Origin of the sequence: Myxococcus guangdongensis, assembly GCF_024198255.1 — a bacterium.
GTDB classification, from domain to species: Bacteria; Myxococcota; Myxococcia; order Myxococcales; family Myxococcaceae; genus Myxococcus; species Myxococcus guangdongensis.
In genome coordinates, this window is the sequence record NZ_JAJVKW010000004.1 from 283,674 (window position 1) to 301,139 (window position 17,466).

The 17,466-nt window shown below is 66.8% G+C and carries 22 protein-coding genes; 18 read left to right on the forward strand and 4 right to left on the reverse strand.

All coding sequences use genetic code 11. The features are described from left to right. Nucleotides 1-4: 4 nt before the first annotated feature. The 4 genes from argS to LXT21_RS14545 form a co-directional block, all read right to left on the reverse strand. Complete coding sequence (gene argS, locus LXT21_RS14530; protein WP_254038740.1) at nucleotides 5-1,726, reverse strand: arginine--tRNA ligase; 1,722 nt, start codon at nucleotides 1,724-1,726, stop codon at nucleotides 5-7. 75 nt (nucleotides 1,727-1,801) lie between these two features. Then, nucleotides 1,802-3,496 (reverse strand): ATP-binding protein, encoded by a 1,695-nt coding sequence (locus tag LXT21_RS14535; RefSeq protein WP_254038741.1) that lies wholly within the window; start codon nucleotides 3,494-3,496, stop codon nucleotides 1,802-1,804. A gap of 108 nt (nucleotides 3,497-3,604) precedes the next feature. Next, complete coding sequence (locus tag LXT21_RS14540; RefSeq protein WP_254038742.1) at nucleotides 3,605-4,333, reverse strand: HEAT repeat domain-containing protein; 729 nt, start codon at nucleotides 4,331-4,333, stop codon at nucleotides 3,605-3,607. Nucleotides 4,334-4,425: 92 nt separating this feature from the next. Then, entirely contained in the window at nucleotides 4,426-5,421 is a 996-nt protein-coding gene (locus tag LXT21_RS14545; protein ID WP_254038743.1) for a DnaJ C-terminal domain-containing protein, read from the reverse strand. A 113-nt stretch (nucleotides 5,422-5,534) separates the two neighbouring features. Between LXT21_RS14545 and LXT21_RS14550 the strand changes: the two genes are divergently transcribed. The 18 genes from LXT21_RS14550 to rplX all read left to right on the forward strand — a co-directional run bounded on the left by LXT21_RS14550 (nucleotide 5,535) and on the right by rplX (nucleotide 17,204). Further along, the gene (locus tag LXT21_RS14550) at nucleotides 5,535-6,236 is read left to right on the forward strand and encodes a hypothetical protein (protein WP_254038744.1); all 702 of its coding nucleotides are present in this window, start codon (nucleotides 5,535-5,537) and stop codon (nucleotides 6,234-6,236) included. Next, nucleotides 6,233-6,727 carry a ribosomal protein S18-alanine N-acetyltransferase gene (gene rimI, locus LXT21_RS14555; protein ID WP_254038745.1) on the forward strand — a complete coding sequence of 165 codons (495 nt, stop codon included), beginning with the start codon at nucleotides 6,233-6,235 and terminating at the stop codon, nucleotides 6,725-6,727. The genes LXT21_RS14550 and rimI overlap by 4 nt, the downstream gene beginning before the upstream one ends. Nucleotides 6,728-6,942: 215 nt before the next feature. Continuing rightward, the gene (gene rpsL / locus LXT21_RS14560) at nucleotides 6,943-7,314 is read left to right on the forward strand and encodes a 30S ribosomal protein S12 (RefSeq protein WP_043408969.1); all 372 of its coding nucleotides are present in this window, start codon (nucleotides 6,943-6,945) and stop codon (nucleotides 7,312-7,314) included. A gap of 139 nt (nucleotides 7,315-7,453) precedes the next feature. After that, nucleotides 7,454-7,924 carry a 30S ribosomal protein S7 gene (gene rpsG, locus LXT21_RS14565; RefSeq protein ID WP_011553340.1) on the forward strand — a complete coding sequence of 157 codons (471 nt, stop codon included), beginning with the start codon at nucleotides 7,454-7,456 and terminating at the stop codon, nucleotides 7,922-7,924. Between the two features lie 149 nt (nucleotides 7,925-8,073). After that, the gene (gene fusA / locus LXT21_RS14570) at nucleotides 8,074-10,152 is read left to right on the forward strand and encodes an elongation factor G (protein WP_254038746.1); all 2,079 of its coding nucleotides are present in this window, start codon (nucleotides 8,074-8,076) and stop codon (nucleotides 10,150-10,152) included. Between the two features lie 141 nt (nucleotides 10,153-10,293). Beyond that, entirely contained in the window at nucleotides 10,294-11,484 is a 1,191-nt protein-coding gene (tuf, locus tag LXT21_RS14575; RefSeq protein WP_254038747.1) for an elongation factor Tu, read from the forward strand. A gap of 201 nt (nucleotides 11,485-11,685) precedes the next feature. Next, nucleotides 11,686-11,994 carry a 30S ribosomal protein S10 gene (gene rpsJ / locus LXT21_RS14580; RefSeq protein ID WP_002633608.1) on the forward strand — a complete coding sequence of 103 codons (309 nt, stop codon included), beginning with the start codon at nucleotides 11,686-11,688 and terminating at the stop codon, nucleotides 11,992-11,994. Nucleotides 11,995-12,047: 53 nt separating this feature from the next. Further along, a complete protein-coding gene (gene rplD, locus LXT21_RS14585; RefSeq protein WP_046714303.1) occupies nucleotides 12,048-12,671 on the forward strand; it encodes a 50S ribosomal protein L4 in 624 nt (207 codons plus the stop codon). Next, complete coding sequence (locus tag LXT21_RS14590) at nucleotides 12,668-12,961, forward strand: 50S ribosomal protein L23 (RefSeq protein ID WP_254038748.1); 294 nt, start codon at nucleotides 12,668-12,670, stop codon at nucleotides 12,959-12,961. The genes rplD and LXT21_RS14590 overlap by 4 nt, the downstream gene beginning before the upstream one ends. Before the next feature lie 35 nt (nucleotides 12,962-12,996). Further along, nucleotides 12,997-13,842, forward strand: a complete 846-nt coding sequence (rplB, locus tag LXT21_RS14595; RefSeq protein ID WP_206716910.1) for a 50S ribosomal protein L2 — start codon at nucleotides 12,997-12,999, stop codon at nucleotides 13,840-13,842. A gap of 15 nt (nucleotides 13,843-13,857) precedes the next feature. After that, complete coding sequence (gene rpsS / locus LXT21_RS14600; RefSeq protein WP_254038749.1) at nucleotides 13,858-14,145, forward strand: 30S ribosomal protein S19; 288 nt, start codon at nucleotides 13,858-13,860, stop codon at nucleotides 14,143-14,145. A 35-nt stretch (nucleotides 14,146-14,180) separates the two neighbouring features. Then, entirely contained in the window at nucleotides 14,181-14,525 is a 345-nt protein-coding gene (rplV, locus tag LXT21_RS14605) for a 50S ribosomal protein L22 (protein WP_015350182.1), read from the forward strand. A 40-nt stretch (nucleotides 14,526-14,565) separates the two neighbouring features. Then, on the forward strand, nucleotides 14,566-15,228 hold the full coding sequence (rpsC, locus tag LXT21_RS14610) for a 30S ribosomal protein S3 (RefSeq protein WP_002633602.1): 663 nt from the start codon (nucleotides 14,566-14,568) through the stop codon (nucleotides 15,226-15,228). Between the two features lie 66 nt (nucleotides 15,229-15,294). Then, nucleotides 15,295-15,714, forward strand: a complete 420-nt coding sequence (gene rplP, locus LXT21_RS14615) for a 50S ribosomal protein L16 (RefSeq protein WP_046714299.1) — start codon at nucleotides 15,295-15,297, stop codon at nucleotides 15,712-15,714. 43 nt (nucleotides 15,715-15,757) lie between these two features. Next, complete coding sequence (rpmC, locus tag LXT21_RS14620) at nucleotides 15,758-15,973, forward strand: 50S ribosomal protein L29 (RefSeq protein ID WP_254038750.1); 216 nt, start codon at nucleotides 15,758-15,760, stop codon at nucleotides 15,971-15,973. A 92-nt stretch (nucleotides 15,974-16,065) separates the two neighbouring features. Beyond that, nucleotides 16,066-16,392, forward strand: coding sequence for a 30S ribosomal protein S17 (rpsQ, locus tag LXT21_RS14625; protein WP_194869291.1), 327 nt, complete (start codon nucleotides 16,066-16,068; stop codon nucleotides 16,390-16,392). 66 nt (nucleotides 16,393-16,458) lie between these two features. Beyond that, nucleotides 16,459-16,827, forward strand: coding sequence for a 50S ribosomal protein L14 (gene rplN, locus LXT21_RS14630; RefSeq protein WP_046714296.1), 369 nt, complete (start codon nucleotides 16,459-16,461; stop codon nucleotides 16,825-16,827). Between the two features lie 47 nt (nucleotides 16,828-16,874). Further along, nucleotides 16,875-17,204 carry a 50S ribosomal protein L24 gene (gene rplX, locus LXT21_RS14635; RefSeq protein ID WP_254038751.1) on the forward strand — a complete coding sequence of 110 codons (330 nt, stop codon included), beginning with the start codon at nucleotides 16,875-16,877 and terminating at the stop codon, nucleotides 17,202-17,204. Nucleotides 17,205-17,466 lie beyond the last annotated feature (262 nt).

Consider the following 17,466-nt stretch of genomic DNA (forward strand, 5'->3'; position numbering starts at 1 on the left):
GGGGCTACATGTTCTCGGGTGTCGGAATGCCCAACAAGGTCAGACCCGACGCGAGCGTAACCCGCGCCGCGTTCGCCAGGGCGAGTCGCGCGGAACGCAGCGCGTCATTCCCTTCGACGTTGATGCGCTTGTCGCGCTCCTGGTTGCCGAGCGTGTAGTAGCGGCTCAAGGCGGCGGCCACGTCGAGCAGCAGGCGGGCCACGAGGCTGGGCTCGTACTGCTCGGCCGCGTCGCGCACGACTTCGGGCAGGCGCATGATTTCGCGCACCAGGGCCTGCTCCTCGGGGAGCGTCAGCAGGCTGGCGTCGTAGGTGGCCGGAGCGCCGCCGCCCTTGCGCAGCACGTTGACCACACGCGCGTGGGCGTACTGGAGGTAGGGGCCCGTGTGGCCCTCGAAGCTGACGACCTCGTCCCAGTCGAAGGTGTAGTCGGTGGCGCGCTTGTGCTTGAGGTCGCCGAAGGCGATGGCGCCCAGGCCGATCTGCTCGGCGAGCTTGTCCGGGTCATCCGTCTGGAGCCGGCCGGCCTCCTGGTTCTCCTTCACCTTGGCGGCGGCGCGCTCCTTGGCCTCGTCGAGCACGTCGTTGAGCTGCACCACCTGGCCCTTGCGCGTGCTCATGCCGTGGATGCGGCCGAACGCCACGTGCACGCACTTGTCCGCCCACGGCTGGCCCATCTCCTTCAGCGTGCGGAACACCTGACGGAAGTGCAGCGCCTGGTCCTGGGCCACGACGTAGAGTGACTTCTCGAACTGGAAGCGCGTGTGGCGGTCCTCGGCGGCGGCCAGGTCTCGCGTCGCGTAGAGCGTGCTGCCGTCGTTCTTCTTGAGCAGGATGGGCGGCTCGTTCTCCGCGTAGGGCAGGTCGACGATGAGCGCGCCCTGCGACTCCTTCACGCCGGGCTTCTTGGCGATCTGCTCGATGACCGCGTCCATCTTGCCCTGGTAGCGGCTCTCGCCCTCGATGTGCTCGAACGCGATGCCCATCCGCGCGTAGATCTGCTTGAAGCCGCGGATGCTCGTCTCGCGGAACTGGTTCCAGAGCTTGAGGGCCTCGGCGTCACCGGCCTCCATGCGGCGGAAGAACTCGCGGGCCTTCTCGTCGAACGCGGGCTCCGTCTCGGCGCGCTTGTTGGCGCGCACGTAGACCTCCACCAGGTGGCCCATGTCGTCGATGCGCGCCGGGTCGCCGTACTCCTGGAAGCCCACCGCGACGAGGCCGAACTGCTTGCCCCAGTCACCCAGGTAGTTGATGCCCTCCACCCGCCAGCCGAGCGCCCGGTAGATGTTGGCGATGCAGTGGCCCAGGAACGTGGTGCGGATGTGGTGGAAGCCGATGGGCTTGGCGATGTTCGGCGACGAGTAGTCGATGACCACCGTCTTGCCGCGCCCCGCGTCCGTGTCTCCGCCGTAGTGGACGCCCGCCTTGCGAGCCGCGTCGAGGACCTCGCTCGTGAAGGGCACCGCGTTGAAGCGGGCATTCACGTACGGGCCCACGGCCTTGATCTCCAGGCCCGGCACGGTGACCTTCTCGGCCAGCTCCTTGGCGATGACCGGGGGCGCCTTCTTCTGGGCCTTGGCGAGAGGGAAGGTGGCGAAGCTCAGGTCGCCGTGCGCCGCTTCCGCGGGCTTGACCTGGGCTTCGATGTCGGCGGCCTGCACGCCGAGGGCGCTGGCGAGGCCCTCGGCGAATGCGGCGCGGTAGCGGGAATAGACGGAAGTGCTCATGAACGCGCGGATACTAGCCAAGCCGAGGTGGCGTGCGGCCACCTCTTGTTCGTTCCGCGGTCCATTCCGTCCCCCTCAGGGGACGGCGGGAGCCCGGCGGCTGGGCCGCACCACCGCCGACACCGTGTCCAGCAGCTTGGGGAGCTGGAGCGGCTTCTCGAAGAAGCCGTCGATTCGCTCCAGACCCTGGCCGGACGTGAGGGACGCCACCTCGCTGGCACCCGAGATGATGTACACGACGATGTCCGCGAGCGACTCGGTGCCCCGGATGAAGCGGAGCACCGACTGGCCGTCCTCCTCGCTCAGCCGCAGGTCGAGCAGCACCATGGCCGGGCGGATGTGCGAGAGGATGGAGCGCGCCTCGGAGGCTCCCGAGGTGGCCATCACCCGGTAGCCCTCCTGCTCCAACACCTGCTGCAGCACCTCGCGGCAGTCCGCGTCGTCCTCGACCAGGAGGATTCCGCCCGCCTTGGGCGCCGCCTGGTTCGGGTCCGGGGAGCTCACCGCGCCGGCGAACATCGGCAGCACCAACTGGAACGTGCTCCCTTCTCCGAGCACGCTGGAGGCCTCCACGCGGCCCCCGTGGAGGGCGACGATCTTCCCCACCAGCGGCAGGCCCAGCCCCGCCCCTGGAGGACGCGGCACTCCGGGCTGCGCCCGATAGAAGGCATCGAAGATGTGCTCCAGCGCCTCGGCCGACATGCCGGGGCCGCTGTCCTTCACCGTGAGTGCGGCGAGCCCCTCCTCGGCGGAGACGGTGACCTCGACGGTGTCGTCCTGCTCACTGTGGTGGATGCCGTTCTCGACGAGGTTGTGGATGGCCTCGGCGATGCGCTCGCGATCTCCCCGGACGAAGACCTCCGCGCACGGGGGGATGTGCACCTGCACCTTGCCGTGCTCAGCGACGACGGCCAGGGAGCGGACCACCTCCTCGGCCACGGCCTTGAGGCCGAAGGGGCGCTGGTTGAGCTGCATCTTCCCGGACTGGAGCCGGGACATGAGCAGCAGGTCGTTCACCATGCGCAGCATGCGGTCGGAGTTCCGATCGCAGATCTGCACGGCGCGGCGCTGGGAGTCCGTGAGAGGGCCCAGCTTCTCTCGCCCCAGCATCGCCAGGTACGACTTGATGGTGGTGAGCGGGTTCTTGAGGTCGTGCGAGACGTTGCCGAGCAGCTCCTCGCGGTTCTGCTCCAGGCTCTTCAAGCCCGCGATGGCCGTCTGCAAATCTTTGTTGCGGCGGGCGCTGTCGTCGCGGAGCCGGGCCACCTCGTACGCGGCGCCGAGCTGCGCGGCCAGCGACTGGAGCACGGTGTCGGAGACGGCGCGGCGGGCGCCCAGGACGACGAGCACGCCGGTGACGCCGTGAGGGCTCTCAAGCGGCACCGCGAGCGTGTCCGCTTCGCGCAGGAGCTTCTTCTCGGAGAAGGCGCGTCCCACCACGCCCTCGCCCGGGACGGCGGCGACCACGCGGCTGTCATAGCGGCCGCGGACGTGCTCGACGTGGAGCTGCTCGCGCGAGGCGAAGAAGCGGGCCACGTAACAGACCTTGGGTTTGAGCAGCGCGTGGAGCGTCTGGAGGTGGGAGCGCAGGGCCTCGGTGGGGCCCGCGTTGTCGGTGAGGTGGCGCGCCATCTCCAGGAGGGCGCGCGCGACGGCGTCGGCGTCAGCCGGGGGAGCCGGCTTCGCTGCTCGACGGGTGGTGGACTTCTTCGAGGTGGTGGGGCGCAGCGGCACGACCTCTGCCAGGGCCCCTTTCTTCTTCGAGCGCACGGGTGAATCCTGCTCCAGGTTCCGAGCGCCTGGGAACGGCCCAGGTGTGCAGGGCCTTCCGGAGGACAGTGGCCGTGTCGGCTGCCCGACACGACCGGGCTCGGGCACTCAGGCCCGGCGCTGGATGCGGCCGTCCTTGTCGACGACGAAGGGCTCCACCAGGAGCGACTCCACGCGGGCGCGCTGCTCGCCCACGCTGAAGCCCGAGTCCGCCAGGGCGGAGAGCGCCGAGGTCTGCACCCGACGCGCCGTCTCGTCGGCGGTCAGGAGCTTGAGCATGGGCTCCCTGGCCGGCTCGTACTTGAAGGAGGCGAGCGCCTTGAGCGCGGCGATCTTCACGTCGTCCGACATGTCCTCGAGGAAGGGGACGACCACCGGAGGGATGCGCGCGTCCTGGCGACCCGTGACGTGGTGGAGCAGGACGACCTTCTTCTCCGGGTTCTTCGTGTAGGTCGCGGACAGGTGCTGCAGCGCCTTCACACAGGCCTCGGTCACCTCGTCCTCGGTGACCAGCTCCCCCAGCAGTCGGAGCGCCCACGACGTGGCGGGCTCCGTCTTGCTGAGGAACTCGACGATGGGAGGGACGGCGTCCTTGCCGAAGGACTTCACCAGCTCGAAGGTGTGCTCCTTCTCGTCGGCGTCCGTGGTGAGCGGGTCCACCGTGATGGTGAAGCGGGCCAGGAGCACGGAGACGGCCTCGGGAAACTTCATCTCCCCCAGCTGCTGGATGGCCTTCTGGCGGGTCGCCGGGTCGCCGTACTTCTGGGTGACCTTGGGCTTGAGCTTGAGGGCTTTCTCGGGGCCCGAGCCGCCCGTGAAGATGTCTAAGAGGCCCATGTGCGCGTGTGCTCCGTTTGCGGCGACGTGTGAACCGACTGTGGGAGGGGCCGTCTATGCCTTGGCGGCGCCCAGGACAAGAGACAAGAGCTTCAGAGGGTCAGCTCGCGACGGACATCGTCCCGGTAGGCCTTGGCCAGGGTCTCCGCCGCGGCGCGGGTCTCCGGGGTGTCGGTGTCCGGCACCTTGACCTGGAGGCGGAGGTAGAGGTCACCTGGTGAACCCCCCTTGAGGGAGGGCACCCCACGTCCCTTCAGGCGCATCTGCCTGCCGGACTGGGAGCCGGAGGGGACCTTGACGGTGAGCTCGCCCTGGAAGGTGGGGACGCGCACCTCGGCGCCCAGCATGGCCTCCGGCACCGTCACGGGCACGTCCATGTGGAGGTCGTCACCTTCCCGACGCACCAGGGGATGCTCCATCACCTCGGTCTCGATGTAGAGGTCGCCCGGAGGCCCACCCCTGGCGCCGGGGGCGCCCTGGCCCGCGAGCCGGACCTTGGAGCCCGTCTGGACGCCCGCGGGAATCTTCACCGTCAGGCGGACGCGCTCGTCCGGGGTGGAGCGGTCGGGGGAGGCGCGGCTGACGGACAGGGGCCGCTCGGTGCCGGTGACGGCCTCGGCCAGCGTCAGGCGGACCTGGGCGTTGAGGTCCTCGCCGCGCTCGGGACCCATGGGGCCTCGCCCCCGGGCCCGACCGAAGGCGTCATTGAAGCCGCCCCCTCCGCCGCGCCGCCCTCCGAAGAGGTCGTTGAACAGGTCCCCCAGGTCGAAGTCCTCGCCGCCGTAGGGGATGCCGCCCACGCCCCCCCGGGACGCCTGGGCCCGGTACTGCCGGTAGGCCTCCGCCTTCTTCTCGTCGAAGCCGATCTTCTCCGCGTCCTCGCCGAACTCGTCGTAGAGCTTGCGCTTCTTCGGGTCCGACAACACTTCGAAGGCCGAGTTGATCTGCTTGAACTTCTCCTCTGCGGACTTGTTGCCGGGGTTGACGTCGGGGTGGTGCTGGCGCGCGAGCTTCCGGAACGCCTTCTTGATGGCCTCCTCGGAGGCCGTCCGTTCCACGCCGAGGATCTGGTAGTAGTCGTCCGCCATTTGTTCCCGCCGAGCTGTACGTGATTGAAAGTAACCAGTCGGTGGGAGTGCGCCAGCAAGGACTGTTCGGCTGGCCTGGGATGTATAAAGTCCGGCGGAAGGTGAGGGAGTCCATGTCAGCGCCGCGCCGAGCGGGAGCAGGTACCTTCTGGCTGGCGGGCTGGCTCCTCCTGCTGGCCGCCCCCGTCGTACGCGCCCAGGCTCCCGTGGGGGACGCGCAGGGCAGGGTGATGGACCGGGTGGTCGCCATCATCGAGGGGCGGGTCCTCACCCAGAGCGAGCTGGAGTTCGAGGCCCGGGTGGCGCTCGTCCAGCAAGGCGGCCTCCAGGCGCTCGAGGAACCCCTGGACGAGGAGCTCCTCCGGGGGGCGCTGGAGCTGGCGATCAGCCAGCGGGTCCAGGTGCTCAACGCGGACCGGCTCCAGGCGTTCCCGGCCGAGCCCACCGAAGTGGAGGCCCGGCTGGAGGCGTTCCGGCTGCGCGTCGGGGGCTCCCAGGCCCTGGAGCGCTTCCTGACCCGGGCGGACGTGGACGTGGAGGGGCTCAAGGCGGTGCTGACGCGGGGGCTGAGGGCGGAGCGTGTCCTGGACAGCCGCATCCGCCTGAGGGCCCAGGTGGGTGAGACGGAGATCCGTCGTTTCTACGAGCAGCACCCCGGGGACTTTCCGGCCGACTACGAGACGGTGCGGGAGTCCATCCGGGAGAAGCTCTTCCGCGAGCGCTATGCGGCGCTGGCCGTGGAGGAGCTGGCGCAGGTGCGGGCCTCGGCCCAGGTGCGCCGGGTGGCGCCCTTCACACGGGAGGCAAAGCGATGAGGCGGATGCGGGAGGACGCCGAGCCACGCGAGCCGCATGGCTTCTCCATCCGTCAGATGACGGAAGGGGACCTGGCGGCGGTGATGGCGCTGGAGCAGGCGGCGTTCAAGAACCCCTGGTCCCCGGAGCTGCTCAAGCGGGAGCTCCAGCACGAGTGGTCCACCATCCTCCTGGTGGAGGAGCCCCGGCAGTTCGTGCCGCCGCTGCTCCTGGGCCTGGCCATCTTCTGGATCGTCCACGACGAGGTCCACGTGCTCAACGTCGCCACCGCCCCTCAGCATCGGCGGCGGGGCGTGGCGCGGGCCGTCATGGAGGAGGTGCTCGAGCGGGGCAAGGCGCGCCGCTGCTGCCTCGCCACCCTGGAGGTCCGCAAGAGCAACGAGCCGGCGATCCAGCTCTACCGCGCCTTCGGCTTCCGTCCGGTGGGCATCCGGCCGAACTACTACGCCGACGAGGGCGAGGACGCGGTGGTGATGGTCCTCGACTTCTGAGCGCACGCGGAGTAGAGGACCGACCCGTCGTAAGCTGGGTTGACGAGTCTCAAGGAAAGACCTCATGGGCGCTGACCTGTTCCAGGTCCGCGTCATGCCGTGCTTGACACGGAGGGGTCGCTCCCTATACTCGCGGCCTTTTTCAGTAGTCCTGTAGGTAGATATGCGCCGCCTCGCGTCTCGGGGCGGCTGTGAACCCGAAGAACGAGGTATCAGTGCCGACCATTAGCCAGCTGGTCCGCAAGGGCCGCGAGAAGCTGAACATCAAGGGCAAGAGCCCCGCGCTCAAGGAGTGCCCCCAGAAGCGCGGCGTCTGCACCCGCGTGTACACGACGACTCCGAAGAAGCCGAACTCGGCCCTCCGCAAGGTGGCCCGCGTGCGTCTGACCAACGGAATCGAAGTGACGTCCTACATCCCCGGCGTGGGCCACAACCTCCAGGAGCACTCGGTGGTGATGATCCGCGGCGGTCGTGTGAAGGACCTCCCGGGCGTGCGCTACCACATCGTCCGTGGAACGCTCGACTCCGTGGGCGTGGCGGGCCGCAAGCAGAGCCGCTCCAAGTACGGCGCGAAGCGCCCGAGCTGAAGCGCGACCACCTTCGTTTCACTGTCTGGACGTTGAGCCCCGCACCCTGGGGAGCGTCCTCATGAAGTTTTCTCGAGCGGTACTTCAAGCCCGTTGTCGTGCTCCCAAGGGGGCCAGGGCGTAAGGGAAGAGAGAAGAGATGCCTCGCCGTCGCGTAGTCGCCAAGCGCAAGATTCTTCCGGATCCGAAGTTCCAGGACCGGCTCGTCACCAAGTTCGTCAACGACCTGATGCGGAAGGGCAAGAAGTCCATCGCGGAAGGCGTCTGCTACGGAGCCTTCGCCCTCATCGAAGAGCGCGCGAAGGAGGACCCCCTCAAGACGTTCAAGAAGGCCCTCGACAACGTCAAGCCGGTGCTGGAGGTCAAGAGCCGCCGCGTCGGTGGCGCCACCTACCAGGTGCCCGTCGAGGTCCGTCAGGACCGTCGCGTCGCCCTCGGCATGCGTTGGATCATCACGTACTCCAAGGCCCGTGGCGAGAAGACCATGCAGGAGAAGCTGGCCGGCGAGATCATGGACGCCGCCAACAACCGCGGCAACGCGGTGAAGAAGCGTGAAGACACGCACAAGATGGCGGAGGCCAACAAGGCCTTCGCGCACTACCGCTGGTAGGTCTTTCGGCCTCGCGGTGTCCCGCCCGGATGCAGAGGTTGCATCCGGGCGGTTTCTTTAGGTGAAGCAGGTTCTCTGAAATCGTCCGGGTGGGAACGTGAGACGGGCTTCACAAAGCCCTCCCGCCCTCATGGAGAGGTACCGACGCAATGGCTCGCGAGCATCCCCTGGAGCGCTACCGCAACATCGGCATCATGGCGCACATCGATGCCGGCAAGACGACCACCACCGAGCGGATCCTCTTCTACACCGGCGCCATCCATCGGATGGGCGAGGTGCACGAGGGAAACACCACCACGGACTGGATGGTCCAGGAGCGTGAGCGCGGCATCACCATCACCTCCGCCGCCATCACCGCCTTCTGGCAGCGCAACGAGCATCGCTACCGCGTCAACCTCATCGACACCCCCGGGCACGTGGACTTCACCATCGAGGTGGAGCGCTCCCTGCGCGTGCTCGACGGCGCCGTCGCCGTGTTCGACGCGGTCAACGGCGTGGAGCCGCAGTCGGAGACGGTCTGGCGCCAGGCGGACCGCTACAAGGTCCCCCGTATCTGCTTCATCAACAAGATGGACCGCATCGGCGCGGACTTCGAGATGTCCGTCGGCACCATCCGCGAGAAGCTCGGCGCCAGGGCGGTGCGCATGCAGCTGCCGCTGGGGGCCGAGGACAAGCACCGCGGCGTCATCGACCTCCTGACGATGAAGGCCCTGGTCTTCGTCGACTCGGAGCAGGGGAGCCGCTACGACATCGAGGCGATTCCCGAGGAGTACCGCGAGCAGGCCGAGGCCGCGCGCGCGGAGCTGCTCGAGGCCGCCGCGGAGCAGGACGACGCGCTGACGGAGAAGTTCCTGGAGGGCCAGGAGCTCACCGAGCAGGAGGTCCGCGCGGCCATCCGCAAGGGCTGCGTGGGGCTGAAGCTGTTCCCGGTGTTCTGCGGGTCGGCGTTCCGCCACAAGGGCGTGCAGCCGCTGTTGGACGCGGTCATCGACTACCTGCCGAGCCCGCTGGACATCCCGCCGGTGCACGGCAAGACGCCCAAGGGCGAGGACGCGGTGCGCGAGACGCGGGACGACGCGCCCTTCAGCGCCCTGGCGTTCAAGATCATGAACGACCCGGCGTTCCAGTCGCAGACGCTGACGTTCCTGCGCGTCTACTCCGGGAAGCTGGAGGCGGGCACGGCGGTGTGGAACTCGGTGAAGGGCAAGCGCGAGCGCGTCAGCCGCCTGGTCCAGATGCGCGCGGACAAGAAGGACGAGCTGACCGAGTGCTACGCGGGTGACATCTGCGCGGTGGTGGGCCTGAAGCTGGCGGCGACGGGCGACACGCTCTGCGACGACAAGCAGCCCATCATCCTCGAGCGGATGGAGTTCCCCGAGCCGGTCATCGACATCGCCATCGAGCCGAAGTCCACGGCGGACCAGGACAAGATCATCCAGTCCCTGCAGCGCCTGGCGATGGAGGACCCGTCCTTCCGCGTGCGGACGAACGAGGAGACGGGGCAGACGCTGATCGCCGGCATGGGCGAGTTGCACCTGGAGATCATCGTCGACCGCCTCCTGAGGGAGTTCAAGGTCGACGCGAACATTGGCAAGCCGCAGGTGGCCTACCGCGAGACCATCACCACGCCGATGCAGGCCGAGGGCAAGTTCATCCGCCAGACGGGCGGCCGGGGGCAGTACGGCCACATCTGGCTGAGGGTGATGCCGAACGAGCCCGGCAAGGGCTTCGCCTTCGAGAACAAGATCGTCGGCGGCGTGGTGCCCAAGGAGTTCGTGGACGCGGTGCGCGACGGCGTCCAGGAGGCCCTGCAGAACGGCCCCGTGGCGGGCTACCCCATGGTGGACGTGAAGGTGGAGGCCTACGACGGCTCCGTGCACGACGTGGACTCGAGTGAGATGGCGTTCAAGATCGCCGGCTCGCTGGCCTTCAAGGACGCGGTGCGCGCGGCCAGCCCCGTGCTGCTCGAGCCCATCATGAACTGCGAAATCGTCACGCCCGAGCCCTTCATGGGCGACGTGATTGGCGACCTGAACGGCCGGCGAGGCAAGGTGCTGGGCATGACGCCCCGCCCAGGCAACCTGCAGGCCATCCAGGCACAGGTGCCCCTGGCCGCCATGTTCGGCTACTCGACCGACCTGCGCAGCCGCAGCCAGGGAAGGGCGACCTACACCATGCAGTTCAGTCACTACGCGCCGGCGCCCAAGACGGCGCTGAACCGCTACTGACGGCCCGGCAGTCGACCCTGCGGGCGATTTCAGTTGACGTTGTGGCGGGTTTGGAGCAGGACGCAGCACCTTCGCAGTGAGTTTTTGCGGGATTCGATACGCGCCGGGTGATTGACCGGCTCAGCCGCGGTGAGGAGTGTCATGGCCAAGGAGAAGTTCGAGCGTAACAAGCCCCACGTGAACATCGGCACGATCGGACACGTGGACCACGGCAAGACGTCGCTGACGGCGGCCATCACGAAGGTGCTGGCGAAGACGGGCGGCGCCACGTTCCTGGCGTACGACCAGATCGACAAGGCGCCGGAAGAGCGCGAGCGCGGCATCACGATCTCGACGGCGCACGTCGAGTATCAGACGAAGAACCGTCACTACGCGCACGTCGACTGTCCGGGCCACGCCGACTACGTGAAGAACATGATCACGGGCGCGGCGCAGATGGACGGCGCCATCCTGGTGGTGTCGGCGGCGGACGGCCCGATGCCCCAGACGCGTGAGCACATCCTGCTAGCGCGCCAGGTCGGTGTCCCGTACATCGTGGTCTTCCTGAACAAGGTGGACCTGCTGGACGACCCGGAGCTGCGCGAGCTGGTGGAGATGGAGGTCCGGGACCTGCTGAAGAAGTACGAGTTCCCCGGCGACAGCATCCCCATCATCCCGGGCTCCGCCGTGAAGGCGCTCGAGGGTGACGCGAGCGACATCGGCGAGCCGGCCATCCTGAAGCTGATGGAGGCGGTGGACAGCTACATCCCGACGCCGCAGCGCGCGACGGACAAGCCCTTCCTGATGCCGGTGGAGGACGTGTTCTCCATCGCCGGCCGTGGAACGGTGGCGACGGGCCGCGTGGAGCGCGGTCGGGTCAAGGTCGGCGAGGAGGTCGAGGTCGTCGGCCTTCGCCCGACGCAGAAGACGGTCGTGACGGGCGTGGAGATGTTCCGCAAGCTGCTGGACGAGGGCATGGCGGGCGACAACATCGGCGCGCTGGTTCGCGGCCTGAAGCGTGAGGACATGGAGCGTGGGCAGGTGATTGCCAAGCCTGGCAGCATCACGCCGCACACCAAGTTCAAGGCGCAGATTTACGTGCTGTCGAAGGAAGAGGGTGGTCGTCACACGCCGTTCTTCAAGGGCTACCGTCCCCAGTTCTACTTCCGCACCACGGACGTGACGGGAACGGTGAAGCTGCCGGAGAACGTGGAGATGGTGATGCCGGGCGACAACATCGCGATCGAGGTGGAGCTCATCACCCCTGTCGCGATGGAGAAGGAGCTGCGCTTCGCTGTTCGCGAGGGTGGCCGCACGGTGGGCGCCGGCGTCGTGGCGGAAGTGATCGAGTAGCAGACCTCCTACCGGCTCCCCGGGACGTCCTTCCGGGGAATTTCCAGGGAGCCGGAGGAAATCCAGTTGCATACACCGGGGCGGGATGGTAATCACCGCGCCCCTTCGTTCTGAAGAAACGGCTCTGTGACAACCAGGGGACGTCGGTCGTAGCGCCTTCCGGGGCGTTGGCACAAAGTTCGTTCTAAGAGGTTCTTGCGAATGGCGACACAGAAGATCCGCATCCGGCTGAAGGCATACGACTCGAAGCTCCTGGACCAGAGCGCGGGTGAGATCGTCGAGACGGCTAAGCGCACTGGCGCGAAGGTGGCCGGTCCGATCCCCCTTCCTACGCGCATCAACAAGTTCACCGTGCTGCGTTCTCCGCACGTGGACAAGAAGAGCCGCGAGCAGTTCGAGATCCGCACCCACAAGCGCCTGCTCGATATTCTCGAGCCTACGCAGCAGACGCTGGATGCGCTCATGAAGCTGGATCTGTCGGCCGGCGTTGACGTCGAGATCAAGTCCTAGGAAGCGGGTGGGCGTCTGAGTGGTTTCACTCCGACCCCCGCGAGGAAAGTGCCATGGCGAAGTTTGACGTTGTCGACCTGGATTTGAAGAAGGTGTCGGAGATCGAGCTCTCCGACGACATCTTCGGCGCTGAGCCGAACACGCACCTCTTTTACGAGGTCGCGAAGATGCAGCAGATCAACCGGCGCCGCGGCACGGTGGGTGTGAAGAACACCTCGCTGGTCAGCGGCGGCGGCAAGAAGCCCTGGAAGCAGAAGGGCACTGGCCGCGCCCGCCAGGGTTCCATCCGCGCTTCCCACTGGGTGGGCGGCGGCAAGGCGATGGCTCCCAAGGCTCGCGACTACTTCTACCGCCCGCCCCGCAAGGTGCGCCGCGGTGCGCTCAAGTCCGCGCTGTCCCTGCGCGCCAAGGAGAAGACGCTCATCATCCTGAGCGGGTTCTCCCTGGACGCCCCCAAGAGCAAGCAGGCCTTTGAGGTGCTGACCAAGCGCCTGAAGCTGCAGAACGCCCTGGTGGTGGACGAGAAGGGCAACACCAACCTGCACCGCAGCGTGCGGAACCTGGCCAAGTTCGACGTGCTTCCTCCCGAGGGTGTCAACCTCGAGATGGTGCTGAAGCACTCGCACCTGGTCCTGACCTCCGCGGCCGCGAAGACCCTCGAGGGGGCGCTGTCATGAACCTGAACGATGTCATCAAGGGCCCGCTCATCACCGAGAAGCTGGACAAGGCCCGCGAGAAGTTCCGTCAGTACTCGTTCATCGTCGACCGTAAGGCCACCAAGCACGACGTGGCTCGCGCGGTGACGACGCTGTTCAAGGTCACCGTCGAGGGCGTTCGCACCAACATCGTCCGCGGCAAGATCAAGCGCGTGGGTCGGAGCATCGGCAAGCGGCCCAACTTCAAGAAGGCGGTCGTCACCCTCAAGGAAGGCGACTCGATCGAACTCTTCGAGGGAGGGGCGGCCTGACGCTACGGCGTTGAGGTCAGCCTGAGGAACACACCATGGGCATCAAGAAGTACAAGCCGACAAGCGCCGCCCGCCGTCTGATGACGGTGTCCGATTTCGCGGACATCACCAAGGACGCGCCCGAGAAGAAGCTGACCGAGCCGCTGAAGCGCTCGGGTGGCCGCAACGTCCACGGACACATCACCCGTCGTCACCAGGGTGGTGGTCACAAGCGCCGCTACCGCGTCATCGACTTCAAGCGTCGTGACAAGGATGGCGTGCCGGCCAAGGTCACCGCGGTGGAGTACGACCCGAACCGCACCGCCAACATCGCCCTGCTGACGTACGCGGACGGTGAGAAGCGCTACATCCTGGCCCCCGTGGGCCTGAATGTGGGCGACACCCTGTTCGCCGGCGAGAACGCGGACATCCGTCCGGGCAACTCCCTGCCGCTGCAGAACATCCCGGTGGGTACGGTCATCCACAACGTGGAGCTGAAGCCGGGCCGTGGCGCCCAGGTCATCCGCTCCGCCGGCACGTCCGGCCAGCTGATGGCGAAGGAGGGCCGCTACGCGCAGGTGCGCATGCCTTCCGGGACCGTCCGCATGGTCCTCATCGAGTGCCGCGCCACCGTGGGCCAGGTGGGTAACATCGAGCACGAGATCATCCGCATCGGCAAGGCGGGTAAGAGCCGGTGGCTGGGCATCCGCCCGACGGTTCGTGGTCTCGCGATGAACCCCGTGGACCACCCGCACGGTGGTGGTGAGGGTAAGTCCGGTCAGGGTAACCCGCACCCGGTGTCGCCGTGGGGCAAGAAGACCAAGGGTCTCACCACGCGTACCAACAAGCGTACTGACAAGTTCATCGTGAGCGGCCGCCGCCAGGGCGCGCGCAGCCAGTAAGAGGATTCGCAAGCCATGGCTCGTTCGATCAAGAAGGGTCCGTTCGTCGACGACTTCCTCGTCAAGAAGATCGAGGACATGATCAAGACGAACAAGAAGACTGTCGTGAAGACGTGGTCCCGCCGCTCCACCATCCTTCCGGAGTTCGTGGGTCACACCTTCGCGGTGCACAACGGGAAGAAGTTCATCCCGGTGTTCGTCACGGAGAACATGGTGGGCCACAAGCTCGGCGAGTTCTCCCCGACGCGTACGTTCGGTGGTCACTCGGCGGAGAAGAAGGTCGCCAAGGCCCCGGGCAAGTAGCCTGGCGCATTGCCTGAGAGCCTGAGGAGATGACCATGGAGTCGACTGCACATCTGCGTTTCCTGCGCATGAGCCCCCGCAAGCTGTCTACCGTTGCGGCGCTCATCCGGGGCAAGCCCGTCGAGGCGGCCCTCAACATCCTGAAGTTCACCCCGCGCGCCGCGGCCCTGCCGGTGGAGAAGCTCATCAAGAGCGCCGTGGCCAACGCGACCGACAAGTCCAAGGGACAGGTCGACGTGGACACGCTCTACGTCAAGACCATCTCGGTGGACCAGGGTCCTACCCAGCGCCGGTTCATGCCGCGCGCCATGGGCCGGGCCACCCCCATCAAGAAGAAGACCGCCCACGTCCACGTGGTGCTGGCCGAGGCCAAGAAGTAGGACCCGTCGGGCCCTGCCCGGACGTTCAAGGAGATTCACGTTGGGACAGAAAGTTCATCCGATCGGGTTCCGGCTTGGCGTCATCAAGACCTGGGACTCCAAGTGGTTCGAGCACAAGAACTACGCGCAGTGGCTCCATGAAGACATCCGCATCCGCGAGTTCGTGAAGAAGTCGCTGAACCACGCGGGCGTGTCCAAGGTGGAGATCGAGCGCGCCGCAAACAAGGTGAAGGTCAACGTCCACACCGCGCGCCCGGGTATCGTCATCGGCAAGCGCGGCGCGGGCATCGAGACGGTGAAGAAGGACCTCCAGCAGTTCACGAAGAACGAGGTCTTCCTCAACATCGTCGAGGTCCGCAAGGCGGAGACCGACGCGCAGTTGGTGGCGGAGAACATCGCCACGCAGCTCGAGCGCCGCATCGCCTTCCGCCGCGCCATGAAGAAGGCGCTGCAGACGGCCATGAAGTTCGGGGCGAAGGGCATCCGCGTGGCCTGCTCGGGCCGCCTGGGTGGCGCCGAGATGGCTCGCTACGAGTGGTACCGCGAGGGCCGCGTGCCCCTGCACACCCTCCGCGCGGACATCGACTACGGCTTCGCTGAGGCCAAGACGACCTACGGCAAGATCGGCTGCAAGGTCTGGGTCTGCAAGGGCGAGGTTCTCCCGGGCAAGGGTGGCCAGGCCCCCATGCCCTCCAACCGGTAATTGCCCTCCCGCGCCGGGTGTCTCCGCGAGGAGGCACCCGGGGCAGGGTAGGGAAGGACAGCGACGATGCTTCAGCCTGCACGTACGAAGTACCGCAAGATGCACAAGGGCCGCATGCCGGGCGCCGCTCACCGTGGCAGCGACCTGACCTACGGCGAGTTCGGCCTGATGAGCCTTCAGCCGGGCTGGATCACCTCCCGGCAGATCGAGGCGGCTCGTATCGCGATGACCCGCCACGTGAAGCGCGGCGGCAAGATCTGGATCCGAATCTTCCCGGACAAGCCCATCACCAAGAAGCCCGCCGAGACTCGAATGGGTACCGGTAAGGGTGGCGTGGAGTACTACGTCGCGGTGGTGAAGCCCGGCCGCATCCTCTATGAGATGGAGGGTATGACGACCGAGGTGGCCACCGGGGCGCTGAAGCTGGCGCAGGCGAAGCTGCCCGTGCTCACGAAGATCGTGAAGCGCGCGGACCTGAGCCTCTAGGCACCGCGGCGGGAGCTGTCCTCTGGATGGCTCCCGCGCGCATGTGGAGATTGCAATGGCGACTGCGAAGGAACTGAGGGAGCTGTCGGCGGACGACCTGCAGCGGCGGGCGACGGAACTGCGCGAGACGCTGTTCCAGGACCAGCTCAAGCGGCGGACCGGCTCGCTGGACAACCCGGCGGAGCGGACCGGACACCGGCGTGACCTGGCCCGTATCCTGGCCGTGCTGACCGAGAAGAAGAAGGCGGCGAAGGCGTAACGCCTCCACCCGCGAATCCTCCAAGCGCGCTCGCTCGAGTCGGGTGCGCAAGGCCATCCGGGACGTGCGAGCGCCCGGGTGCATGAGAGACAGTGAGAGAGAAGATGGCTGAGACGACCGAAGCGCCCAAGGCAGAGACCTCCACCCGCGGCCGTCCCAAGACGCGCGTGGGAATCGTCACCTCCAACAAGATGCAGAAGACGGTGGTGGTCACCGTCCAGCGCCGGGCTCCCCACCCGAAGTACGGGAAGATCATGAGCCTGCGCGAGAAGTACAAGGCCCACGTGGAGGACCACGACTACCCGAAGAAGGTCACCATCAACGAGGGTGACCGGGTCCGGATCGCCGAGACCAAGCCCGCTTCGAAGGACAAGCGTTGGCGCGTGGTCGAGGTGCTGGAGAAGAGCAAGAACGTCTAGCACGCACCTCCACATGCGCGGCCGTGAGGCTGCGCGGTGGAGACACCGGCGATAGGAGATTCCCAGATGATTCAGATGACGAGCGTGCTCGACGTGGCGGACAACTCGGGCGCGAAGAAGGTGTTCTGCATCAAGGTGCTCGGCGGTTCGAAGCGCAAGTACGCGTCCATCGGCGACGTCATCGTCGTGTCGATCCGCGAGGCGCTGCCCAACTCGAAGGTGAAGAAGGGTGACGTGGCCAAGGCCGTCATCGTTCGCACCAAGCGCGAGGTGGGTCGTCCCGACGGCAGCTTCATCAAGTTCGACGGCAACTCCGCGGTCCTCATCAACAAGGACATGGAGCCCATTGGTACGCGTATCTTCGGGCCGGTGGCCCGTGAGCTCCGCGCCCGTAAGTTCATGAAGATCATCTCGCTGGCGCCCGAAGTCCTCTAAGAGGACCCCCAGGCCGGACGGCGAGCAGCCAGAGAGACGAGGAAGCCATGCAGAAGATGAAGGTGGGAGACACGGTCCAGGTCATGGCCGGGGCCGAGGCCTCCGAGAAGACCCCTGCGACGAAGCGCGGCAAGGTGCTGAAGATCGACCAGGAGGCCGGCCGGGTGACTGTGGAGGGCCTGCGCCTGGTCAAGCGTCACCTGAAGAAGACGCCGCAGAACCCGGAGGGTGGGATTGTCGAGAAGCCCGGCACCATCGCCCTGGCGAACGTCCAGGTCGTTTGCGTCAAGTGCGACAAGCCGACCCGCGTGGGCATCAAGGCGGACGGTGAGAAGCGCCAGCGGTTCTGCAAGAACTGCGACGCGCTGATTGACTAGGAGTCCCTGTTGGGGCATGTATGCGCGCCCTTCTGTCCGCCCTGGTAGGCGGGTAGGGGGGCGTGCAGGCAACGAGGGCCTGGGTAGTCCACGGGGCCCTCGCGGTGTTTTCAGTTTCCAAGTGAAGGACTGATCGGAAGCGCTGGGTCACGACGGCGCCCGAAGCAGAGGATACGACGATGGCTGACGAGAAGAAGCCGGACCAGAAGGAAAAGAAGGCGAAGCGGGGCAAGAAGGAAGAGGCCAAGAAGGTTGGCTTCGC